The following is a 15,235-nucleotide window of genomic DNA, read 5'->3' as shown; positions in this document are numbered from 1 at the left end:
TGTCATAAATCTGACATGTCTTGCAATTACAGTGCGCGCTTCTGATCTCCTTCTTCTAGGGCTTTTGATATGTGGCGCAACCTCTTGGGTAAATACAAAGAAATGGTAGCAGCGATTGCTATTTTTCTTGTCCTTGATGCGGGTGTTCTCCTGCTAAATTTTTATACAACGTATCAAATATCCGATGATGCTCATGCCATTCATCTGGCTAACCGTCAATCAATGCTTACGCAACGCTTGTTCCATAGTGTAGAGCAGATCAGAGACGATTTAGTGGCTAACCGTGATATTAGTGAAAGCCAGTCAAAATTAGCCGCGAGTTATAAGCAGTTTGATGAAGTGTTTGACGCATTTATTTATGGAGGAAGCTTAATCGGTCAAGGTCAGGGGCAAGATACGTTATTGCTTGGTGATGATTATCAGTTATTAAGCGAGCAATATTTGGTAGATGCTGAAAAAATATGGCAGCCCTATCGTAATCTAGTCAGTGCTTTAGTGTATGCAGATTATTCAGAAAACATTGATCGTAATAGATTGCTTGATAAAGCAGAGCGATCCATTGCTTTTTCTCGTGAGAAGGGTGATCAACTCCTCAATTTAGTCACCGCTTTTGCTACTGCCGTTGAAAACAAAGCGCACCAAAAAACGGTCAGCCTTCGTATAGTACAAGGTGTAGCGATAATTTTGGCCGTGGTTAACTTTTTCATCATTTTATTTCACTTTATTAAACGCTTACGTTCAAGCGATGATAAAAGTCAGCGTGCGCAGCGTGAGATGTCAGAAATTATGCAGACCGTACGCGATGGACTTTTTTTGCTAAACCCAAATTATGAAATAGGTTCTGAGCATTCATCCAGCATGGAAAATTTATTTCGTCAGCGGAATTTTTCGGGTAAAGATTTTTTTGAATTATTGGCGCCGCTGGTTAATAAGGATGATTTGACGATTGCTAAAGACTATGTCGATTCATTATTTAATCCCCGTGTAAAGTCTAGCTTGATGGATGAGTTGAATCCTCTAAAAGAAGTTAAGCTAAGTATTACTAATAAATATGGCGAAAGCGATCACTTTTTTGAGTTTACGTTTTCTCGTGTTTTTGAAAAAAGTACCATTGTACACTTACTAGTATCCGTTAAAGATGTCACAGAAATTGTTGAGTTGCGAGAAAAGTTGGCGTTAAGTCATGAGCGTATTAGTCAGGAGGCTGAGTCGGTTTTATCATTAATGAATGTTGATTTTCAATTGCTTAAAGATTTTATGTCTTTGCTAGATGAAGAACTAAGCGCGATTAACTCGACCTTAGAAAAGCCACTGTATTCTTTGTCGGCATTCAAAGATAAGTTGGATAATATTAATCGAGTAGTCCACGCATTAAAGGGTGAGGCGTCGATGCTGGGCTTGCAGATGATCGAAAAACATCTGCATGCCTTAGAAGATAAATTGGTGATCTTAAATAAGAAAGAGAGTCTTGAGGGTGATGACTTCTTGCCAATTACCGTTGAATTAACCGTGTTAGTGAAGTCGGCTGAATCTATTCATTTGTTTATGTCGCGCTTTAATGAACTTGCTCACGAGCAATCTTTGAAAAAAGCGAATGCATCGCCTTCAGATGCTGTATTTTATTCGCCGTTACAATTAGCATTAAAAAACTTGGCTAAAAAAGTCAGTAGAGATCATCACAAAAAAGTACATCTTGATTTTTCTCAATTTGATGAAACATTGATTCCGGCAAAGCATCAAGGTGTCGTGAAAAATATCATTATCCAATTGTTGCGTAATGCCATTATTCACGGTTTAGAAAAGCCTAAAAAACGTATGGCGTTAGGTAAAGATGAAAAGGGACATATCGCGGTGATGATTAAAAAGATCAATGATGTTGTCACTATTGTCGTGAAAGATGACGGGCGAGGCATCGATTTTGGTGCAATTAAGCAACATTTGTTGGATGAAGGGCAATATGCGGCAAATAAAATTGAGTCGATGACGCCTAGAGACTTAGTGAAAACGATATTTAAACCGGGCTACTCTACAGCTAAGTATGTTGATAATCATGCAGGAAGGGGGGTCGGTTTAGATGTGGTTAAGGCCTATATCGATAATATGGGAGCTTCGCTTTCGGTGGGTTGTAAGGCTAAGCGTTCATCGGAGTTTCGTATTTCTATTCCTGATCATGCTAGCCCAGCCGATGTGTCTCAGTCTTTATCGGCGCAGTGCGCATAAAATATTTTTTCCCCTATTAATTTTTAAACGATAAATAAAGAAAGAGCTTTCAATGAAGTTGATGATCGTCGACGACTCCTTAGCGGTTCGTAGAAAAATAGAACGTTGTGCGTTGGAGAATAAAGAGCTGACGGTATTAACGGCCGTTAATGGGCGTGATGCGATAGCGCTATTTAAAAGTGAGCAGCCTGATATGGTCACTATGGACTTAACGATGCCAGAGCTTGGCGGCGTTGAGTGTATTAAAGTGTTGACGGATTTAAATCCGCGTGTGCATATATTAGTTGTATCTGCTTTGTCAGATAAAATTACGGCTTTAGAGGCGATCAAGCAGGGTGCAGAGGGCTTTCTCAAAAAACCTTTTAGCGATAATGAGCTAACAATAGCATTGAATGAATTACTTGAAACGGAGCCGTATATCGCATGATGACAGAAAATGAAGTGCAGGCATTTATTGATGGAATTAAAAACTATTTTCTAACCGTCTCTGATAGTAAAGCCGTTGTGGGCACCCCTTATCTTATGACTTCTACTGATGCGCCATCCAGTGATTATATGGGGGTGATCAATGTGTCAGGTGTTCGTCAGGGGAAGGTTTATGTGCTTGCTGCTCGAGCTATGTTGCGTCATTTGTTATTAAGTTTAGGTGAAAAATATGTCACGCCAGAGCTTATCATCGACATTGTCGGTGAGGTTGCCAATACTATTTCAGGCAATGTGAGGGAGCAGTTTGGCTCCCAATTTGTGATTTCTATTCCCGCGATAAGAGAGAGTGAAGGTTATCAATTTTCTGAAGAGGATCAGGCTTTTAATGTGCCTTTTCGCTGGAAATCTTATACGGGGCATTTGGTCGTATGTTTAAAGTAGTGACGTGTCGTGCGTAGTCAGCATGACGGTTTGAGGGGCGGTGGTTTTACCGCTCCTCGGCAATACTATCGGATGACATTTCGTTCATCATCCACTCTTTAAAGGCTTTCATTGCGAAAGTCATTTTTCGGTTTTTTTGATAAACCACATAAAAGGCCTTCTCTAATTTTAAGCGTACATCAAAAGGCATAATGAGCTCACCTTTACGTATGCTTTCACTGGCTAAACTAATATCCGCCAAGGCAATACCAACACCTTCCGCTGCTGCTTTTACTGCTAGCGAGCTGCTTGAAAATGATATGGGGTATTTGCGCATATTATATTCTGTTTCCGCTAAATCAAACCAGGCTTCCCACTCCTCTTTACGCTGTTTGACAAAAAACAGCTTATGCTCCAGTAAATCGCTGGGCGTATTAATGGCGTGCTTTTCTAAAAGTTTTGGGCTGCATACGGGTACGCGTTCTGAGTGTCGAAGAAAAGAGCTTTCTACGTTCGGCCAGTCGCCATGGCCAAAGTAGACAGCAATATCAATATCTGAGCGAGGGAAGTCGATTAATGCGACGCTCGCGTTGATATCTAATTGAATGTCAGGGTTTTTTTCGTAAAATTTATCGATTCTGGGAAGTAGCCAGTAATTTAGAAAAGCCGGTGTCATACTGATGCTGAGTTCGCCAGTATCATGAGAGGCAATAAGGTCTTGTGTACCTTTGTCGATCTCTTTAAGTGCTTTTTGGATAAACTTGGTATATCGCTTGCCCGCAACGGTAATTTCGATCTGGCGCTTTTTGCGCTCGAACAATTGCACCCCCAAAAAACTTTCTAGTGATTTAATTTGGTGGCTAATAGCTGACGGCGTGACATAAAGCTCTTCCGCAGCTTGATAAAAGCTGCCATTACGAGCTGCAGATTCAAAACTTAGCAGGGCATTGAGTGGTGGTAAACGTTTGATAGGGTTGATCTCTAATGGTGAATTTTTTTCATTAGTCTCGTGAAGAAACTTCGTTTGTTTTATAAGCAATTCACAACTATATTGCGCGCCTGTCTAGCGAGCTTAGAGAGCTATTGTAACAGAAGTAAAAACTGGATTATTTGCAAGATTATCCGCGCTTCTTGTAGTTATCTACGATTTTAGGCGCCATAAATGTATTTTTATGTTTTTTCTGGATAGGGTGTTGGCTACATTCTTATTCATTTCTCCTTTTAAGCCACCTTTTTTAGACCGCTACGGCTTTTGCCGCAGCGGTTTTTTTATGCTTGTGAGTTTGACGTCTATCAGAACGGTGGCGTGCGTATATAGTATGCTGTTACCTTACGCAATTATCGCGATTATTGTTGTTGTCTTTAGGAGATATTATGGATCCAGTTACTCAGGGTGTTGTCGGTGCTATAGCCTCTCAGCAAATATCAAAGCGGCAGATACTTATTGCTGCGACGGTCTTAGGGACATTATCAGGTATGGCGCCTGACCTTGATGTGCTCATTAAGTCCGATGTTGACCCTCTATTGGGCTTGGAATATCACCGCCATTTTACGCACTCCTTACTTTTTATCCCTTTTGGTGGACTGCTTTGTGCGCTATTTTTCTCGTTTGTCTTTAGGTCTTGGTTTTCCCGCATTGGCTTGTCTTTTAAGCAGGTGCTACTGTTTTGTACCTTGGGTTATGCAACGCATGGCCTTCTAGACTCCTTGACTACCTATGGTACGCAGCTACTTTGGCCTTTGAGTGATATGCGAGTGGCCTGGAATGTCATCTCTATTATTGATCCCTTATTTACTCTACCTTTGCTGTTCTTCGTTATATTGGCCATGCTGCTGCGGCGTAAAGAGGGAGTGTCTCGCATATTATCATTGGGTGCATTGTGCTGGGCTATGGCTTATATCAGCTTAGGTATTATTCAGCGCGAGCGAGCTGAGGTCGCTATGAGTGTTGTTGCCGAAGCGAGAGGGCATCAGCCTGAGAGTATTGAAGCGAAACCTAGTTTTGCCAATATTTTAGTGTGGAAGGTCGTGTATCGAGAAGGTACGCGATTTTACGTGGATGCCATTCGTGTTGGCTGGGGTGTTAAGCTTTACGAAGGCGGTTCTATTGAGCAGCTCAATGTGGTGCGAGACTTTCCGTGGTTACAGGAAGATTCTCAGCAGGCACGAGATGTTGAGCGATTTCGCTGGTTTTCCAATGACTATTTGGCGGTATCTCCGCGCTATCCAGATCGGGTGATTGATATGCGCTATTCATTAATCCCTAATCAAATTAAAGGATTATGGGGGATTGAGCTCAATCCCGATGCCAATATGCATACACATATTCGTTATGTGGGTGATAGAGATCGCAATGGCAGCCACTTTACAACGCTTTGGCAAATGATAAGCGGGAAAGATATAGAGACATCAAACTGACGCCGAGTACATTGGCAGCAATGTCCCCCCAAGAAAATAGGCGGCCCGTATAGGGTTGAATGATTTCGATGATGGTGCTGAAAAGTAATACGCATATAACGCCACCGATAAATACACTGCGGTGATGGCTTATTCGCCACATAAGTGCAGTGAACAAAGCATACGTTAAGCAATGGGCGATCTTGTCGTTGTAGAGTGGTGATGCAATATCGACGGTGGGTTTAAGTGATAGCCACAATACGATAGCTGCATAAATAATGAGCACGCTGCGATTGAGCCACGTGTTTTGCTTTTGGAAATATAAGCAGCGGCTAAGTGGCCGCTTTAGTAGATTCATAAGCAGCAACACCTAAAATAATACTACCGCCTACGGCGGTATATATACTGATAGTCTCATCGAGCACTAGCCAAGCAAATAAGCTGCCCAATACCGGCTGTAAGCAACTGACCATAGCCACTGTTTTGGCGGCAAATAGTTTGTAACTCTTTACCAGTAATGTGTGTGCTATCGCTGTCGTAATCACGCCTAATATAACGATATAAAACCATTGTGTGCCATCGAGTTGTTGTAGTGTGTCAATATCAATAAATAATGCTAGCAATAGTGTAATAACTAACATTTGGTGAAGCATGAGTGTGTCGCTGCGTACAGCCGTGCAGCAGTATTTTTGCAGCGTATTGCGAAAAGCAAACAACATAGCAGAAGCGATACCGGAAACAACGCCAAGGATGACGTTGCCCGAGACACCTTGGGCACTGCTGTCATTCACTAGGTTATCTGGCAAATGGTCACTAACAATAATAAATAAACCGATAAGAACAACTACGGCTAGGAATATATCGAGCATTTGCACTTTTTTGCGAGTAAAAAAAGGCTCAATAAAAATAGTAAAAATGGGGTAGGTATACAGCGCTAGCATGCCGATAGCGACCGATGCCGATTGCATAGCGTAAAAAAAAGTAACCCAATGTAGGCCTAATAAAATACCAATACCGTATACGGTTAATGCCGAACGTTTATCGGGTAGTTTTATGGTGCCTCGCATGCAGATAATAAATAACAGTAGGGTGATGCCTGCAAAGACACTGCGTACTTGCGTGAGCGTGGTCGCGTCAACCGGAAGCCCATTAGAAAATAAGCCATTGAGCCCCAATAAGCTAATTGATGTGTACAGGGTGAGGTGAGCGCTGGATATCTTCATGCGTTCGTATGGTTTGTTATGGCGCTTTTCTCTTGTGCGGCTTGGTGGCGCTTAATGAGTTTGTCGATAGCTGCACTGGCCGCAACAAAAGCAAAAGTTCCGGTCACCATCGTGGCTGCGCCGAAACCTTGATTGCAATCGAGGCTGGCGCCATCTTGAATAAATGCCTTAGTCGAGCAGGTTTCACCGGTGTCGTTTGGGTAAGTCATTTGCTCTGTAGAGTATACGGCCGTAATGGCAAAACGTTGTTTGGGGTTGCGACTAAAGCGATGCTGGCGTCGCAGGTTATTGCGCACTTTTGACAGTAGTGGATCATTTCTGGTTTTACTAAGGTCGCTAGCAATAATTTTTAACGGGTCGCGTTTGCCTCCTGCTGAGCCAATAGTAATGGTGGGAATTTTTTTCCATTTGCAAAAATTAATCAGTTTTGTTTTTACCATGACAGCGTCAATAGCATCGATAACGATGTCGTAGTCGCGACGAATATAATTATCCAAATTGTCGCCATCAATAAAGTCGTGAATCGTCTCGACCTGTATCAACGGATTAATCTCTCGCAATCGCTGAGCCATGATGTCGATTTTAGAGTGCCCGATGGTTTTTTGAGTCGCGTGCAATTGGCGATTAATGTTGGATATACAAACATCATCTAAATCCATTAGCGCGATGTGTCCAATGGCCGATCTTGCCAGCGCTTCAGCAACCCATGAGCCTACGCCCCCAATACCAATAACCAGTACGCGGCTATTTTGTAGAGCCTTAATCGCTTGTGTGCCATAAAGGCGAATAACGCCGTCAAAGCGATCGCGAACATCGGGGTGAATCATGGTTGTCATAAAGCGTGTGGCTGCTAGCGTCGATTAAATAGGGAGTTGTCTTTGTTCGTGCGCGCAAATCTTAGATGGATTAAACGAAAAAAGCGAGGTGTTTAGCCTCGCTTTTTTATTCGCTTTATACTTTCATCTTTAAAGTGCATTGCGGCGGTAAGGGCGGTAGGAAGGACGCCAAAAGTTCCGGTCAATGGCCTTGCCTATCTCTTCGTCGCTCACTTCTGGCGTCACGCCGTCAATGATCGCCTGCTTGTAAACCATTTTGGCAATATATTTACTTACATCGCGGATATCGTTCAGGTCTGGTAGTAACTCTCCTGAACCTGAGTTATGAACGGCTGAGTACTCCGCTAGCGCATAGCTAGAAGCCATTAGCATATTGTCAGTAACTCGGTTCGCCTTACTGGCAACAACGCCTAGACCAACGCCGGGAAATATGTAGCTATTGTTACATTGTGAGATGGGATATGTCTTACCATTGAGCTCGACAGGATCAAAAGGGCTGCCGGTAGCGACGATGGCATTGCCGTTTGTCCATGTCAAAATGTCTTCTGGTAGCGCTTCAACTTTTGAGGTTGGATTGGATAGGGGAAGTACAATGGGTTTGGCTGTATTAGCCTGCATTTGTTCAATGATTTCTTTTGTGAACAAACCGGCAACGGTTGATACGCCAACAATGACTGTCGATTTAGAAAGCTCTACGGTTTCCGCCAGCGTGGCAGTATCACCACTAACACCCCATTCGGTTAAGCGCTCATCGGATTGGCAAAGTCGCAATTGAAAATCTTTCAATCCGCTCATGCTGCCAATGACTAATCCGCGGCTATTAATCATAAATATACGTTTGCGTGCCTGCATATCACTAAGGCCTTCAGAGACCATCTGTGCAACGATTTGCTCTGCGATACCGCAGCCCGCTGAACCTGCACCACAGAAAGTGACGATTTGATCTTTTAACTGCTCGCCTTTGGCTTTACAAGCGGCTAGCAATGTCCCTACGGTAACCGCGGCAGTGCCTTGTATGTCGTCATTGAAGCTGCAAGCTTTATCGCGATAGCGGTCAAGTAAACGATTGGCATTGTGTCCGGCGAAATCTTCAAATTGAATGAGCGCATCAGGCCAGCGGCTCTGCACAGATTGCATAAAGCGCTCAACAAAGTCATCGTATTCTTGTCCGGTAATACGAGGATGCTTCGCACCCATATACATAGGGTCGTCAATCAATGCTTGGTTATTCGTGCCTACGTCTAAGGTGATGGGTAATGTGTAAGCAGGGCTGATACCACCGCAAGCAGAATAGAGCGCCAGTTTACCAATTGGGATGCCCATGCCGCCGATACCTAAATCACCTAAGCCTAAAATGCGTTCGCCATCAGTCACAACAATTACTTTGATATTACGTTTGGTCGCGTTTTGTAGCATGTCATCAATGGTGTCGCGATCATTATAAGAAATAAATAATCCGCGATGGCGGCGATAAATGCGAGAGAATTGCTGACAGGCTTGGCCAACAGTGGGGGTGTAGATAAGAGGCATGACTTCATTCAGATTTTCAGTGATGAGTCGGTAGTACAGTGTTTCGTTGGTGTCTTGAATGTTTCGTAGATAAATGTGTTTATCAATATCGGTGGTAAACGATGTTAACTGCTGATAAGCGCGAGCGGTTTGTTCTTCAATGGTTTCCGTAATATCCGGTAGTAGTCCGCTTAGATTAAAATGCTTTCGCTCTTCTTTGGTAAATGCACTACCTTTATTCAAAAGGGGTGTTTCTAACAACATTGGGCCTGCGTACTGGATATATAACGGTTTCTTTTTCATTGGCTCTGCGTCTTCTCGGTTGGTCAATTAATGGTAAGCACCGTAACATAAGATATTGTCTTTTGCGTTACTGGCTCTTGTTGCGCTCGATGCTGTTCAGTGTTGCCCGTACAGTATAGTGGACAAATCAAGAGAGCAAGATGACTGAAGGGGGTCGCGATACCTTCTATGCGATTAAGCAAAATTTAAGCAAGCAATAGATTAAGTTAATCTGTGACTAAATAGTCAGTACTTAATAGGGCGATAGCGCTCAATATAGCGCTTATGCTGGGTAGCGATACCATAACAGTGAGTGGCTAATCGCACTGTCGTCTATGCTTGAGTTGTTGCTGCATAGTGGGTAAACGCCAGTTCGCGAACCTGCTGAACGACATTGTTGCGAGCGCCACTATACAGTGAATTCTGCTTTTTTTAAATAAAAATAATTCATGTATCACGAGATGATACTGTTTTTTAGTGGTATATGAGTTGAACTATCTGTTTGCAGTTCACTCTAACCAAAACGATTATTTTGTAAGGGTTTTACGCTATGTTACGTTCATTACCGCATGCTAAAAATGCACATCAGCTCACCGAAAATGACGTAACCGATGAAGCACTGTTTCAACAGCGAAGGCGCTTTATTAAACAGTCGATGGCGTTATCGCTGGCTGCTTATTTACCGACGTTAGCCATGTCTTCTTATGGATCCTTAGGTAATGAATTATTAGCCAGTAAATTTGCCAAGGTGGAGCCTGATACTTCTGCACTAACTCCTCATAGTTTTGATGATATTACAACGTATAATAACTTTTACGAACTGGGCTATGGCAAAGGCGATCCTAAGCGAAATGCGAGTGCCTTGGTGACAGACCCTTGGCAAGTTGAAATTGCGGGTGAATGTGCGAAGCCCGGCGTATACACCTTGGAAGATATTCTTAAGCCGCATGATTATGAAGAGCGTATCTATCGTTTTCGTTGCGTCGAGGCGTGGTCTATGGTGATTCCTTGGGTGGGATTTCCATTGGGAGACTTGCTCAAACGTTTTGAGCCTAATAGCAAAGCGAAGTATGTTGCTTTTGAAACCTTATTTGATCCTAAAAATCCTTTGCCCGGGCAGACTCGTGATGTATTGGAGTGGCCTTACCGAGAAGGTCTGCGAATAGATGAGGCGATGCATCCGTTGACGTTGCTCGCGACGGGCTTGTACGGAAAGCCGTTACCTAATCAAAATGGTGCGCCGTTGCGCTTAGTTGTTCCTTGGAAGTATGGCTTTAAAAGTATTAAGTCTATCGTCAAGATTCGTTTTAGTGAGACCGAGCCCAAAACCAGCTGGAATATGTCAGGTCCTCAAGAGTATGGATTTTATTCCAATGTTAACCCCGATGTTAGCCATCCTCGTTGGAGCCAGCGTCGAGAGCGCGTGATAGGGAAGTTGTTTAAGCAAAAAACACAGCTGTTTAATGGCTATGCTGATGATGTCGCTGGTTTGTATGCGGGTATGGATTTACGCCGGTTTTTTTAATCGATGCCTTTGTGGCTGGGTCCATAATATCGAAGTGGGTGATAGAGTATGTGGGGAGTGCGCCATTGGGTTTTCTGGGTAAAGTTCTTACTTATTGGCTTTTTTATAGGGCATATCGGTTATTTGGTGCTGGGCGTCGCCTATGATCGATTGGGTGCCAACCCTGTTGAAGCGCTGACCCATATTACCGGTGAGTGGGCCCTATATCTACTCTTGTTAACCTTGGCGATAACGCCCGTTCGACGGCTGTTTCATTGGAATGTCTTATCCCGTTTTCGTCGCTTATTGGGGGTGTGGAGCTTTGTTTATGCCTCTCTACATTTAAGCGTTTTTTTACTCTTCGATCACTTCTTTGATTGGCTATCGATTATTGATGACATAGTCGAGCGCCCTTATATCACTTTCGGTTTTGCTGCTTATGTCTTTATGTTGCCACTAGCAGTGACATCGTTGCATTTTTGGCAAAAAAGAATGGGTAAAGCATGGATTAGTCTGCACCGCTTAGTTTATCTTGTGGCTGTTCTTGTTATATTGCATTACTGGTGGTTGGTAAAAGCGGATGTTTTATGGCCGCTAGTATACGCCCTGTTGTTGTCAGTATTGTTGGGGGTGCGTGTGTTTTTTCGCGTGAAAAAATCTTACCGATAGATCACACAACTGCCGCTGAAAATAGCGCGGCGAGATGTTATGCTGTCTCGCATGACTCAAGATCTAACTGCAATAAATAACTCCCCGTCAGAGGCTCTTTCATCCCAATTCGATGCCGTATTTGAGCGTTTTTGTTGGGTGTTGTCTCAAGTGCCTAAAGGTCATGTATGTAGTTATGGGCGCCTTGCTGCTCTATCAGAACTTACCAATCCTCGACAAAGTGCGCGTCTATTGAAGCGCTTGCCTAAGGACTCCAGTTTGCCATGGTTTCGTATCGTCAATGCTCAAGGATGTCTTGCGGATTTTGCCGGTGCGAATGATCAGCGTAAAAAATTGGAGTCAGAAGGCATTGTTTTTACGGCATCAGGACGAGTGCCCAAAACCTATTTTTGGTAAAGGTTTATTTCGATGGCTCTAGCGCCTTTAATTTCCCCTATTGATAAGCAACAACAGCAACGTGTCGCACAAGAAGTACAGCGTTATTTGTTGGTCGCTGAAAACTATTATCAACGCTCTTTTCCTGAGATTCCTGTGTTATTTGATATTAAAGGTAAAACGGCAGGGATGTATCGTGTTAAATCGATGATGCCAAAAAGAATGACAAGAGTCGGCGTAAAAGGTGTCATTGACATGTTGGGTGTTAGCCGTTCATCGCGTTCACCGACGTACGAGCGCTGCATTCGTTTTAACCCATGGTTATTCGCAAAATATGCTGACGATAGTTGGTGTAATACGATCCCTCATGAAGTGGCACATTACGTAACGGATTGCCTTTTTGGTCTGCGGCATATTCGCCCGCATGGGCAACAGTGGCGTGATGTAATGCGTGTTTTTGGGGCAAAGCCAACGGTGAGAGCGAATTACGATTTACGCGGTATCCCAGTAAGGAAAATAACACGTTATGCTTATCGTTGCGATTGTCGCACTGTTGAGCTGACGGCGCAGAGGCATCGAAAAATTCAATCAGGTGAGCAGCGCTATCGATGCAAAGATTGTGCGGTTGAATTGATGCTAGAGACTGAGTAAAAGTTACTGGGTAAAAGCCATTGCTATAGTCGCTTGTACTTGAGTTCGCCGCGGCTCTCCTCTACTCTTTATTATTTTTATCATCCCCTTCTAATCATAGGCTCGTTAAGAGGAAAAATGTTTTGGTTAAATACGCGTTTGTAATGACATGTGGCCTTATCGTTGGAGCATTAGCGATTGAGTATAAAGATCGATATACAAAAGCTATTCCTGTGCCTGTCGCGACATTGGCCGATGGCGCGGTATATGAAGGTGAATTGCGTAAAGGCTTATTGTCCGGTGCTGGCCGTTTAGTGTGGCCGAATCAGGAATACTATGAGGGTGAGTTTGAAGAAGGTTTGTTTCATGGTGAAGGCGTCTTACATGCGCGTGACTTTTTTTATGAAGGTATGTTCTCGCGTGGGGATATGCAAGGTAACGGTAAACTTCGTTATAGCAATGATGATGTTTATGAAGGTCAAATGGACAGTGGGTTACCTAATGGTCTCGGTGTTTTTACCTCGGGCGAAAATACCTACACCGGTGAATTTGTTGATGGCCTTTATCACGGCGAAGGCGTTTTAGTTTCTGCGAGTGGTTATCAATATGAGGGTGGTTTTGAGAAAGACCTATTTCATGGCGACGGCGTGTATACGCGTTCTTATGAAAGTGCAGAGGGCGAGTTATTAGAAGAGGTGTACGCTGGAACATTTGTTAATGATGACTTCACGGGGGAAGGGCGTTGGGAAAAAGAAGATGCTTTTTATGAGGGTGAGTTTGTTAATTACGCTTTCGATGGCAAAGGGATTTATCAGGAAAAAGATCGCCGCTATGAAGGTGAGTTTACAGCCGGTTATTATCATGGTGTGGGCGTTTACCAGCATAATGATGGCGAAGAATATACGGGAAGTTTTTTAAATGGTCGCTATAGTGGAAAAGGCGTGTTAATTGCCGAAAACGGTGATAAGTATGAGGGTGAATTTCTTCGCGGGCGCAAACATGGAAAAGGCATATTAACCTATGCAGAGCCGTTAGATGGTATTGCGATGGTCAAGGGTGAGTGGGATCGTGGTCAACTCGTATCGGCGGATGATCCACGTTTAGCGGTGTCGCCAAGCGTGATGGCAGAGCATGCGCTCTATCACCAGTCGGCACTATTGCAATCGAGTTTAGCTGCCATAGAACAAGAAAATCCTGAACTGATTGATTTATATTTTGTGGGTATTGGTGGTGATGGGTCGCAAGGGGTATTTCGTCGTGAAGTGAGTTCAGTTAAACAATGGTTTGACCAATATTACCACACCGCTCATCGCTCAATTGCGCTCATCAATAATCGACTGGAGTACGACCAGCATCCGTTAGCAACCCAAACGAGTATTCAGCAAACATTAGACGCAGTCGCAGAAAAAATGGATAACGAAAATGATGTGCTTTTTGTTTATCTTTCTAGTCATGGCTCATCAGATTTTCGCTTTTACCTGTATCAACCGGGGTTGTCTTTAGATTCGCTACCGGCAGAGCAGTTGGGCGAAATACTCTCGGCCTTACCTGTGCGTCATAAGGTGGTTGTTATCTCTGCTTGTTACTCCGGTGGTTTTATTAAAGAGATTAAAGATGATTATATGATGGTTATTACTGCGGCCTCTGCTGATAAAACGTCGTTTGGTTGTAGCGATCGTTCAACCATGACTTACTTTGGTGAGGCATTCTTCAAAGATGCGCTATTCAATCAAGATGCCCCGTCAGCAACGTTTATTGACGCTTTTGAGCGTGCGCGCGATATTGTTAAGGGGCGGGAGGCGGCGCAAGGGTTAGAAAATTCTAATCCGCTTATTTATAAGCCTAAGGCGATAGTGGCGCACCTGGAAAAGTGGCGAGCGCAGAAAACTGACAATAATGATCGTTCGGTACGTTCCGCAGCGAGTGAATCGGCAGCACCATGATCGGATTAGAATGGTATGAGTATGCCTTGATTGGTTTGCTATTTATTTGGAGTGGTATTGTACGCTCTGGTTTTGGCTTTGGTGGCGCTGTTTTTGCTTTGCCATTTTTGTTGATTATTGATAATCAGCCGCTTGTTTTTTTACCAATTATTGCTGTTCATTTGCTGGTTTTTTCTTCGCTAACGGTTTATCAAAATCATCGTAAAAAACAGCCGGAAATATCAGAAAGCGGCGGTTCGGTGAATAATAACGTCGATTGGCGTTATCTGAAAAAAGCATTGGGTATTATGATTATCCCAAAAATGATTGGTGTGTTTGGTTTGCTTACATTGCCACCGAAAATAATGAGTGTGATTATTTTTGGCATTATTACAATTTATGCTTTTTCCTACGTTTTTAATAAGCCTTTTCAAAGTAATCACAAAGTGTTGGATGTTGTGTTTTTAATGTTAGGTGGTTATATCAGTGGCACATCACTTATTGGTGCGCCATTGATCGTTGCGGTTTTTGTGAAGAATATAGCGAAAGCGCAACTGCGCGATACGTTATTTGTACTGTGGTTTATTTTAGTTGTTATTAAGATGGCATCTTTTATTTATTATGGTGTTGATTTACAGCTTGAGCACCACCTGTGGCTACTTCCTTGTGCAGCGGTAGGCCATGTTATTGGCTTGCGTTTACATGAATATCTACTTTCAACCGATAGTGTTAAGTTTTATCGCGTGTTTGGTGTTTTATTATTGTTTACGAGTATTGGGGGTATAGCGAAGGAGTGGTTTGTCGGGTGATGTTTGTTCTCTA

Annotated in this window: 15 protein-coding genes; 10 read left to right on the top strand and 5 right to left on the bottom strand. The window is 43.2% G+C overall.

All coding sequences use genetic code 11. From position 1 onward, the window contains the following. Positions 1-69 precede the first annotated feature (69 nt). Genes ACZ5O6_RS10410 through ACZ5O6_RS10400 form a run of 3 tightly spaced genes read left to right on the top strand, consistent with a single transcriptional unit; the run spans position 70 to position 3,087 of the window. A complete protein-coding gene (locus tag ACZ5O6_RS10410; protein WP_447091256.1) occupies positions 70-2,220 on the top strand; it encodes an ATP-binding protein in 2,151 nt (716 codons plus the stop codon). Positions 2,221-2,272: 52 nt separating this feature from the next. Further along, positions 2,273-2,647: a response regulator gene (locus ACZ5O6_RS10405; RefSeq protein WP_447091257.1), complete on the top strand. Its 375-nt coding sequence runs from the start codon at positions 2,273-2,275 to the stop codon at positions 2,645-2,647. After that, a complete protein-coding gene (locus ACZ5O6_RS10400; RefSeq protein ID WP_447091258.1) occupies positions 2,644-3,087 on the top strand; it encodes a chemotaxis protein CheX in 444 nt (147 codons plus the stop codon). Before ACZ5O6_RS10405 ends, ACZ5O6_RS10400 begins: the two co-directional genes overlap by 4 nt. A 46-nt stretch (positions 3,088-3,133) precedes the next feature. Here the strand turns inward: ACZ5O6_RS10400 and gcvA are convergent, their stop codons facing one another. Then, entirely contained in the window at positions 3,134-4,105 is a 972-nt protein-coding gene (gcvA, locus tag ACZ5O6_RS10395) for a transcriptional regulator GcvA (RefSeq protein WP_447091259.1), read from the bottom strand. Positions 4,106-4,440: 335 nt separating this feature from the next. Here gcvA and ACZ5O6_RS10390 point away from each other — a divergent pair, with 335 nt between their 5' ends. After that, on the top strand, positions 4,441-5,484 hold the full coding sequence (locus ACZ5O6_RS10390) for a metal-dependent hydrolase (protein ID WP_447091260.1): 1,044 nt from the start codon (positions 4,441-4,443) through the stop codon (positions 5,482-5,484). Here the strand turns inward: ACZ5O6_RS10390 and ACZ5O6_RS10385 are convergent. From ACZ5O6_RS10385 to ACZ5O6_RS10370, 4 genes are all read right to left on the bottom strand, one after another. Further along, positions 5,432-5,821: a VanZ family protein gene (locus ACZ5O6_RS10385; protein ID WP_447091261.1), complete on the bottom strand. Its 390-nt coding sequence runs from the start codon at positions 5,819-5,821 to the stop codon at positions 5,432-5,434. The genes ACZ5O6_RS10390 and ACZ5O6_RS10385 overlap by 53 nt on opposite strands. Continuing rightward, positions 5,796-6,686, bottom strand: coding sequence for a DMT family transporter (locus ACZ5O6_RS10380; protein WP_447091262.1), 891 nt, complete (start codon positions 6,684-6,686; stop codon positions 5,796-5,798). Before ACZ5O6_RS10380 ends, ACZ5O6_RS10385 begins: the two co-directional genes overlap by 26 nt. Next, entirely contained in the window at positions 6,683-7,522 is an 840-nt protein-coding gene (tcdA, locus tag ACZ5O6_RS10375) for a tRNA cyclic N6-threonylcarbamoyladenosine(37) synthase TcdA (RefSeq protein ID WP_447091263.1), read from the bottom strand. The genes ACZ5O6_RS10380 and tcdA overlap by 4 nt, the downstream gene beginning before the upstream one ends. Before the next feature lie 129 nt (positions 7,523-7,651). Beyond that, positions 7,652-9,334, bottom strand: a complete 1,683-nt coding sequence (locus ACZ5O6_RS10370) for an NAD-dependent malic enzyme (RefSeq protein WP_447091264.1) — start codon at positions 9,332-9,334, stop codon at positions 7,652-7,654. Positions 9,335-9,863: 529 nt separating this feature from the next. Between ACZ5O6_RS10370 and msrP the strand changes: the two genes are divergently transcribed. The 6 genes from msrP to ACZ5O6_RS10340 all read left to right on the top strand — a co-directional run bounded on the left by msrP (position 9,864) and on the right by ACZ5O6_RS10340 (position 15,222). Then, positions 9,864-10,838 carry a protein-methionine-sulfoxide reductase catalytic subunit MsrP gene (gene msrP / locus ACZ5O6_RS10365; RefSeq protein ID WP_447091265.1) on the top strand — a complete coding sequence of 325 codons (975 nt, stop codon included), beginning with the start codon at positions 9,864-9,866 and terminating at the stop codon, positions 10,836-10,838. A 57-nt stretch (positions 10,839-10,895) separates the two neighbouring features. Continuing rightward, positions 10,896-11,486: a protein-methionine-sulfoxide reductase heme-binding subunit MsrQ gene (locus tag ACZ5O6_RS10360; protein WP_464283510.1), complete on the top strand. Its 591-nt coding sequence runs from the start codon at positions 10,896-10,898 to the stop codon at positions 11,484-11,486. Positions 11,487-11,537: 51 nt separating this feature from the next. Beyond that, a complete protein-coding gene (locus tag ACZ5O6_RS10355) occupies positions 11,538-11,882 on the top strand; it encodes an MGMT family protein (RefSeq protein WP_447091267.1) in 345 nt (114 codons plus the stop codon). 12 nt (positions 11,883-11,894) lie between these two features. Next, positions 11,895-12,512, top strand: a complete 618-nt coding sequence (locus ACZ5O6_RS10350) for a SprT family zinc-dependent metalloprotease (protein ID WP_447091268.1) — start codon at positions 11,895-11,897, stop codon at positions 12,510-12,512. A 122-nt stretch (positions 12,513-12,634) separates the two neighbouring features. Then, positions 12,635-14,434 (top strand): C13 family peptidase, encoded by a 1,800-nt coding sequence (locus tag ACZ5O6_RS10345; protein ID WP_447091269.1) that lies wholly within the window; start codon positions 12,635-12,637, stop codon positions 14,432-14,434. Then, entirely contained in the window at positions 14,431-15,222 is a 792-nt protein-coding gene (locus ACZ5O6_RS10340; protein ID WP_447091270.1) for a TSUP family transporter, read from the top strand. The genes ACZ5O6_RS10345 and ACZ5O6_RS10340 overlap by 4 nt, the downstream gene beginning before the upstream one ends. Positions 15,223-15,235 lie beyond the last annotated feature (13 nt).

The sequence above is a fragment of the Eionea flava genome, from assembly GCF_055393785.1.
This window is presented reverse-complemented; position numbering and strand designations above follow the sequence as displayed.

What these genes read in the sequence shown, in the direction of transcription:
- ACZ5O6_RS10370 (WP_447091264.1), bottom strand. Translation starts at nt 9,334, where the DNA reads ATGAAAAAGAAACCGTTATATATCCAGTACGCAGGCCCAATGTTGTTA.
- ACZ5O6_RS10390 (WP_447091260.1), top strand. Translation starts at nt 4,441, where the DNA reads ATGGATCCAGTTACTCAGGGTGTTGTCGGTGCTATAGCCTCTCAGCAA.
- ACZ5O6_RS10405 (WP_447091257.1), top strand. Translation starts at nt 2,273, where the DNA reads ATGAAGTTGATGATCGTCGACGACTCCTTAGCGGTTCGTAGAAAAATA.
- ACZ5O6_RS10410 (WP_447091256.1), top strand. Translation starts at nt 70, where the DNA reads ATGTGGCGCAACCTCTTGGGTAAATACAAAGAAATGGTAGCAGCGATT.
- ACZ5O6_RS10385 (WP_447091261.1), bottom strand. Translation starts at nt 5,821, where the DNA reads ATGAATCTACTAAAGCGGCCACTTAGCCGCTGCTTATATTTCCAAAAG.
- ACZ5O6_RS10380 (WP_447091262.1), bottom strand. Translation starts at nt 6,686, where the DNA reads ATGAAGATATCCAGCGCTCACCTCACCCTGTACACATCAATTAGCTTA.
- ACZ5O6_RS10355 (WP_447091267.1), top strand. Translation starts at nt 11,538, where the DNA reads ATGACTCAAGATCTAACTGCAATAAATAACTCCCCGTCAGAGGCTCTT.
- msrP (WP_447091265.1), top strand. Translation starts at nt 9,864, where the DNA reads ATGTTACGTTCATTACCGCATGCTAAAAATGCACATCAGCTCACCGAA.
- tcdA (WP_447091263.1), bottom strand. Translation starts at nt 7,522, where the DNA reads ATGACAACCATGATTCACCCCGATGTTCGCGATCGCTTTGACGGCGTT.
- ACZ5O6_RS10340 (WP_447091270.1), top strand. Translation starts at nt 14,431, where the DNA reads ATGATCGGATTAGAATGGTATGAGTATGCCTTGATTGGTTTGCTATTT.
- ACZ5O6_RS10400 (WP_447091258.1), top strand. Translation starts at nt 2,644, where the DNA reads ATGATGACAGAAAATGAAGTGCAGGCATTTATTGATGGAATTAAAAAC.
- ACZ5O6_RS10350 (WP_447091268.1), top strand. Translation starts at nt 11,895, where the DNA reads ATGGCTCTAGCGCCTTTAATTTCCCCTATTGATAAGCAACAACAGCAA.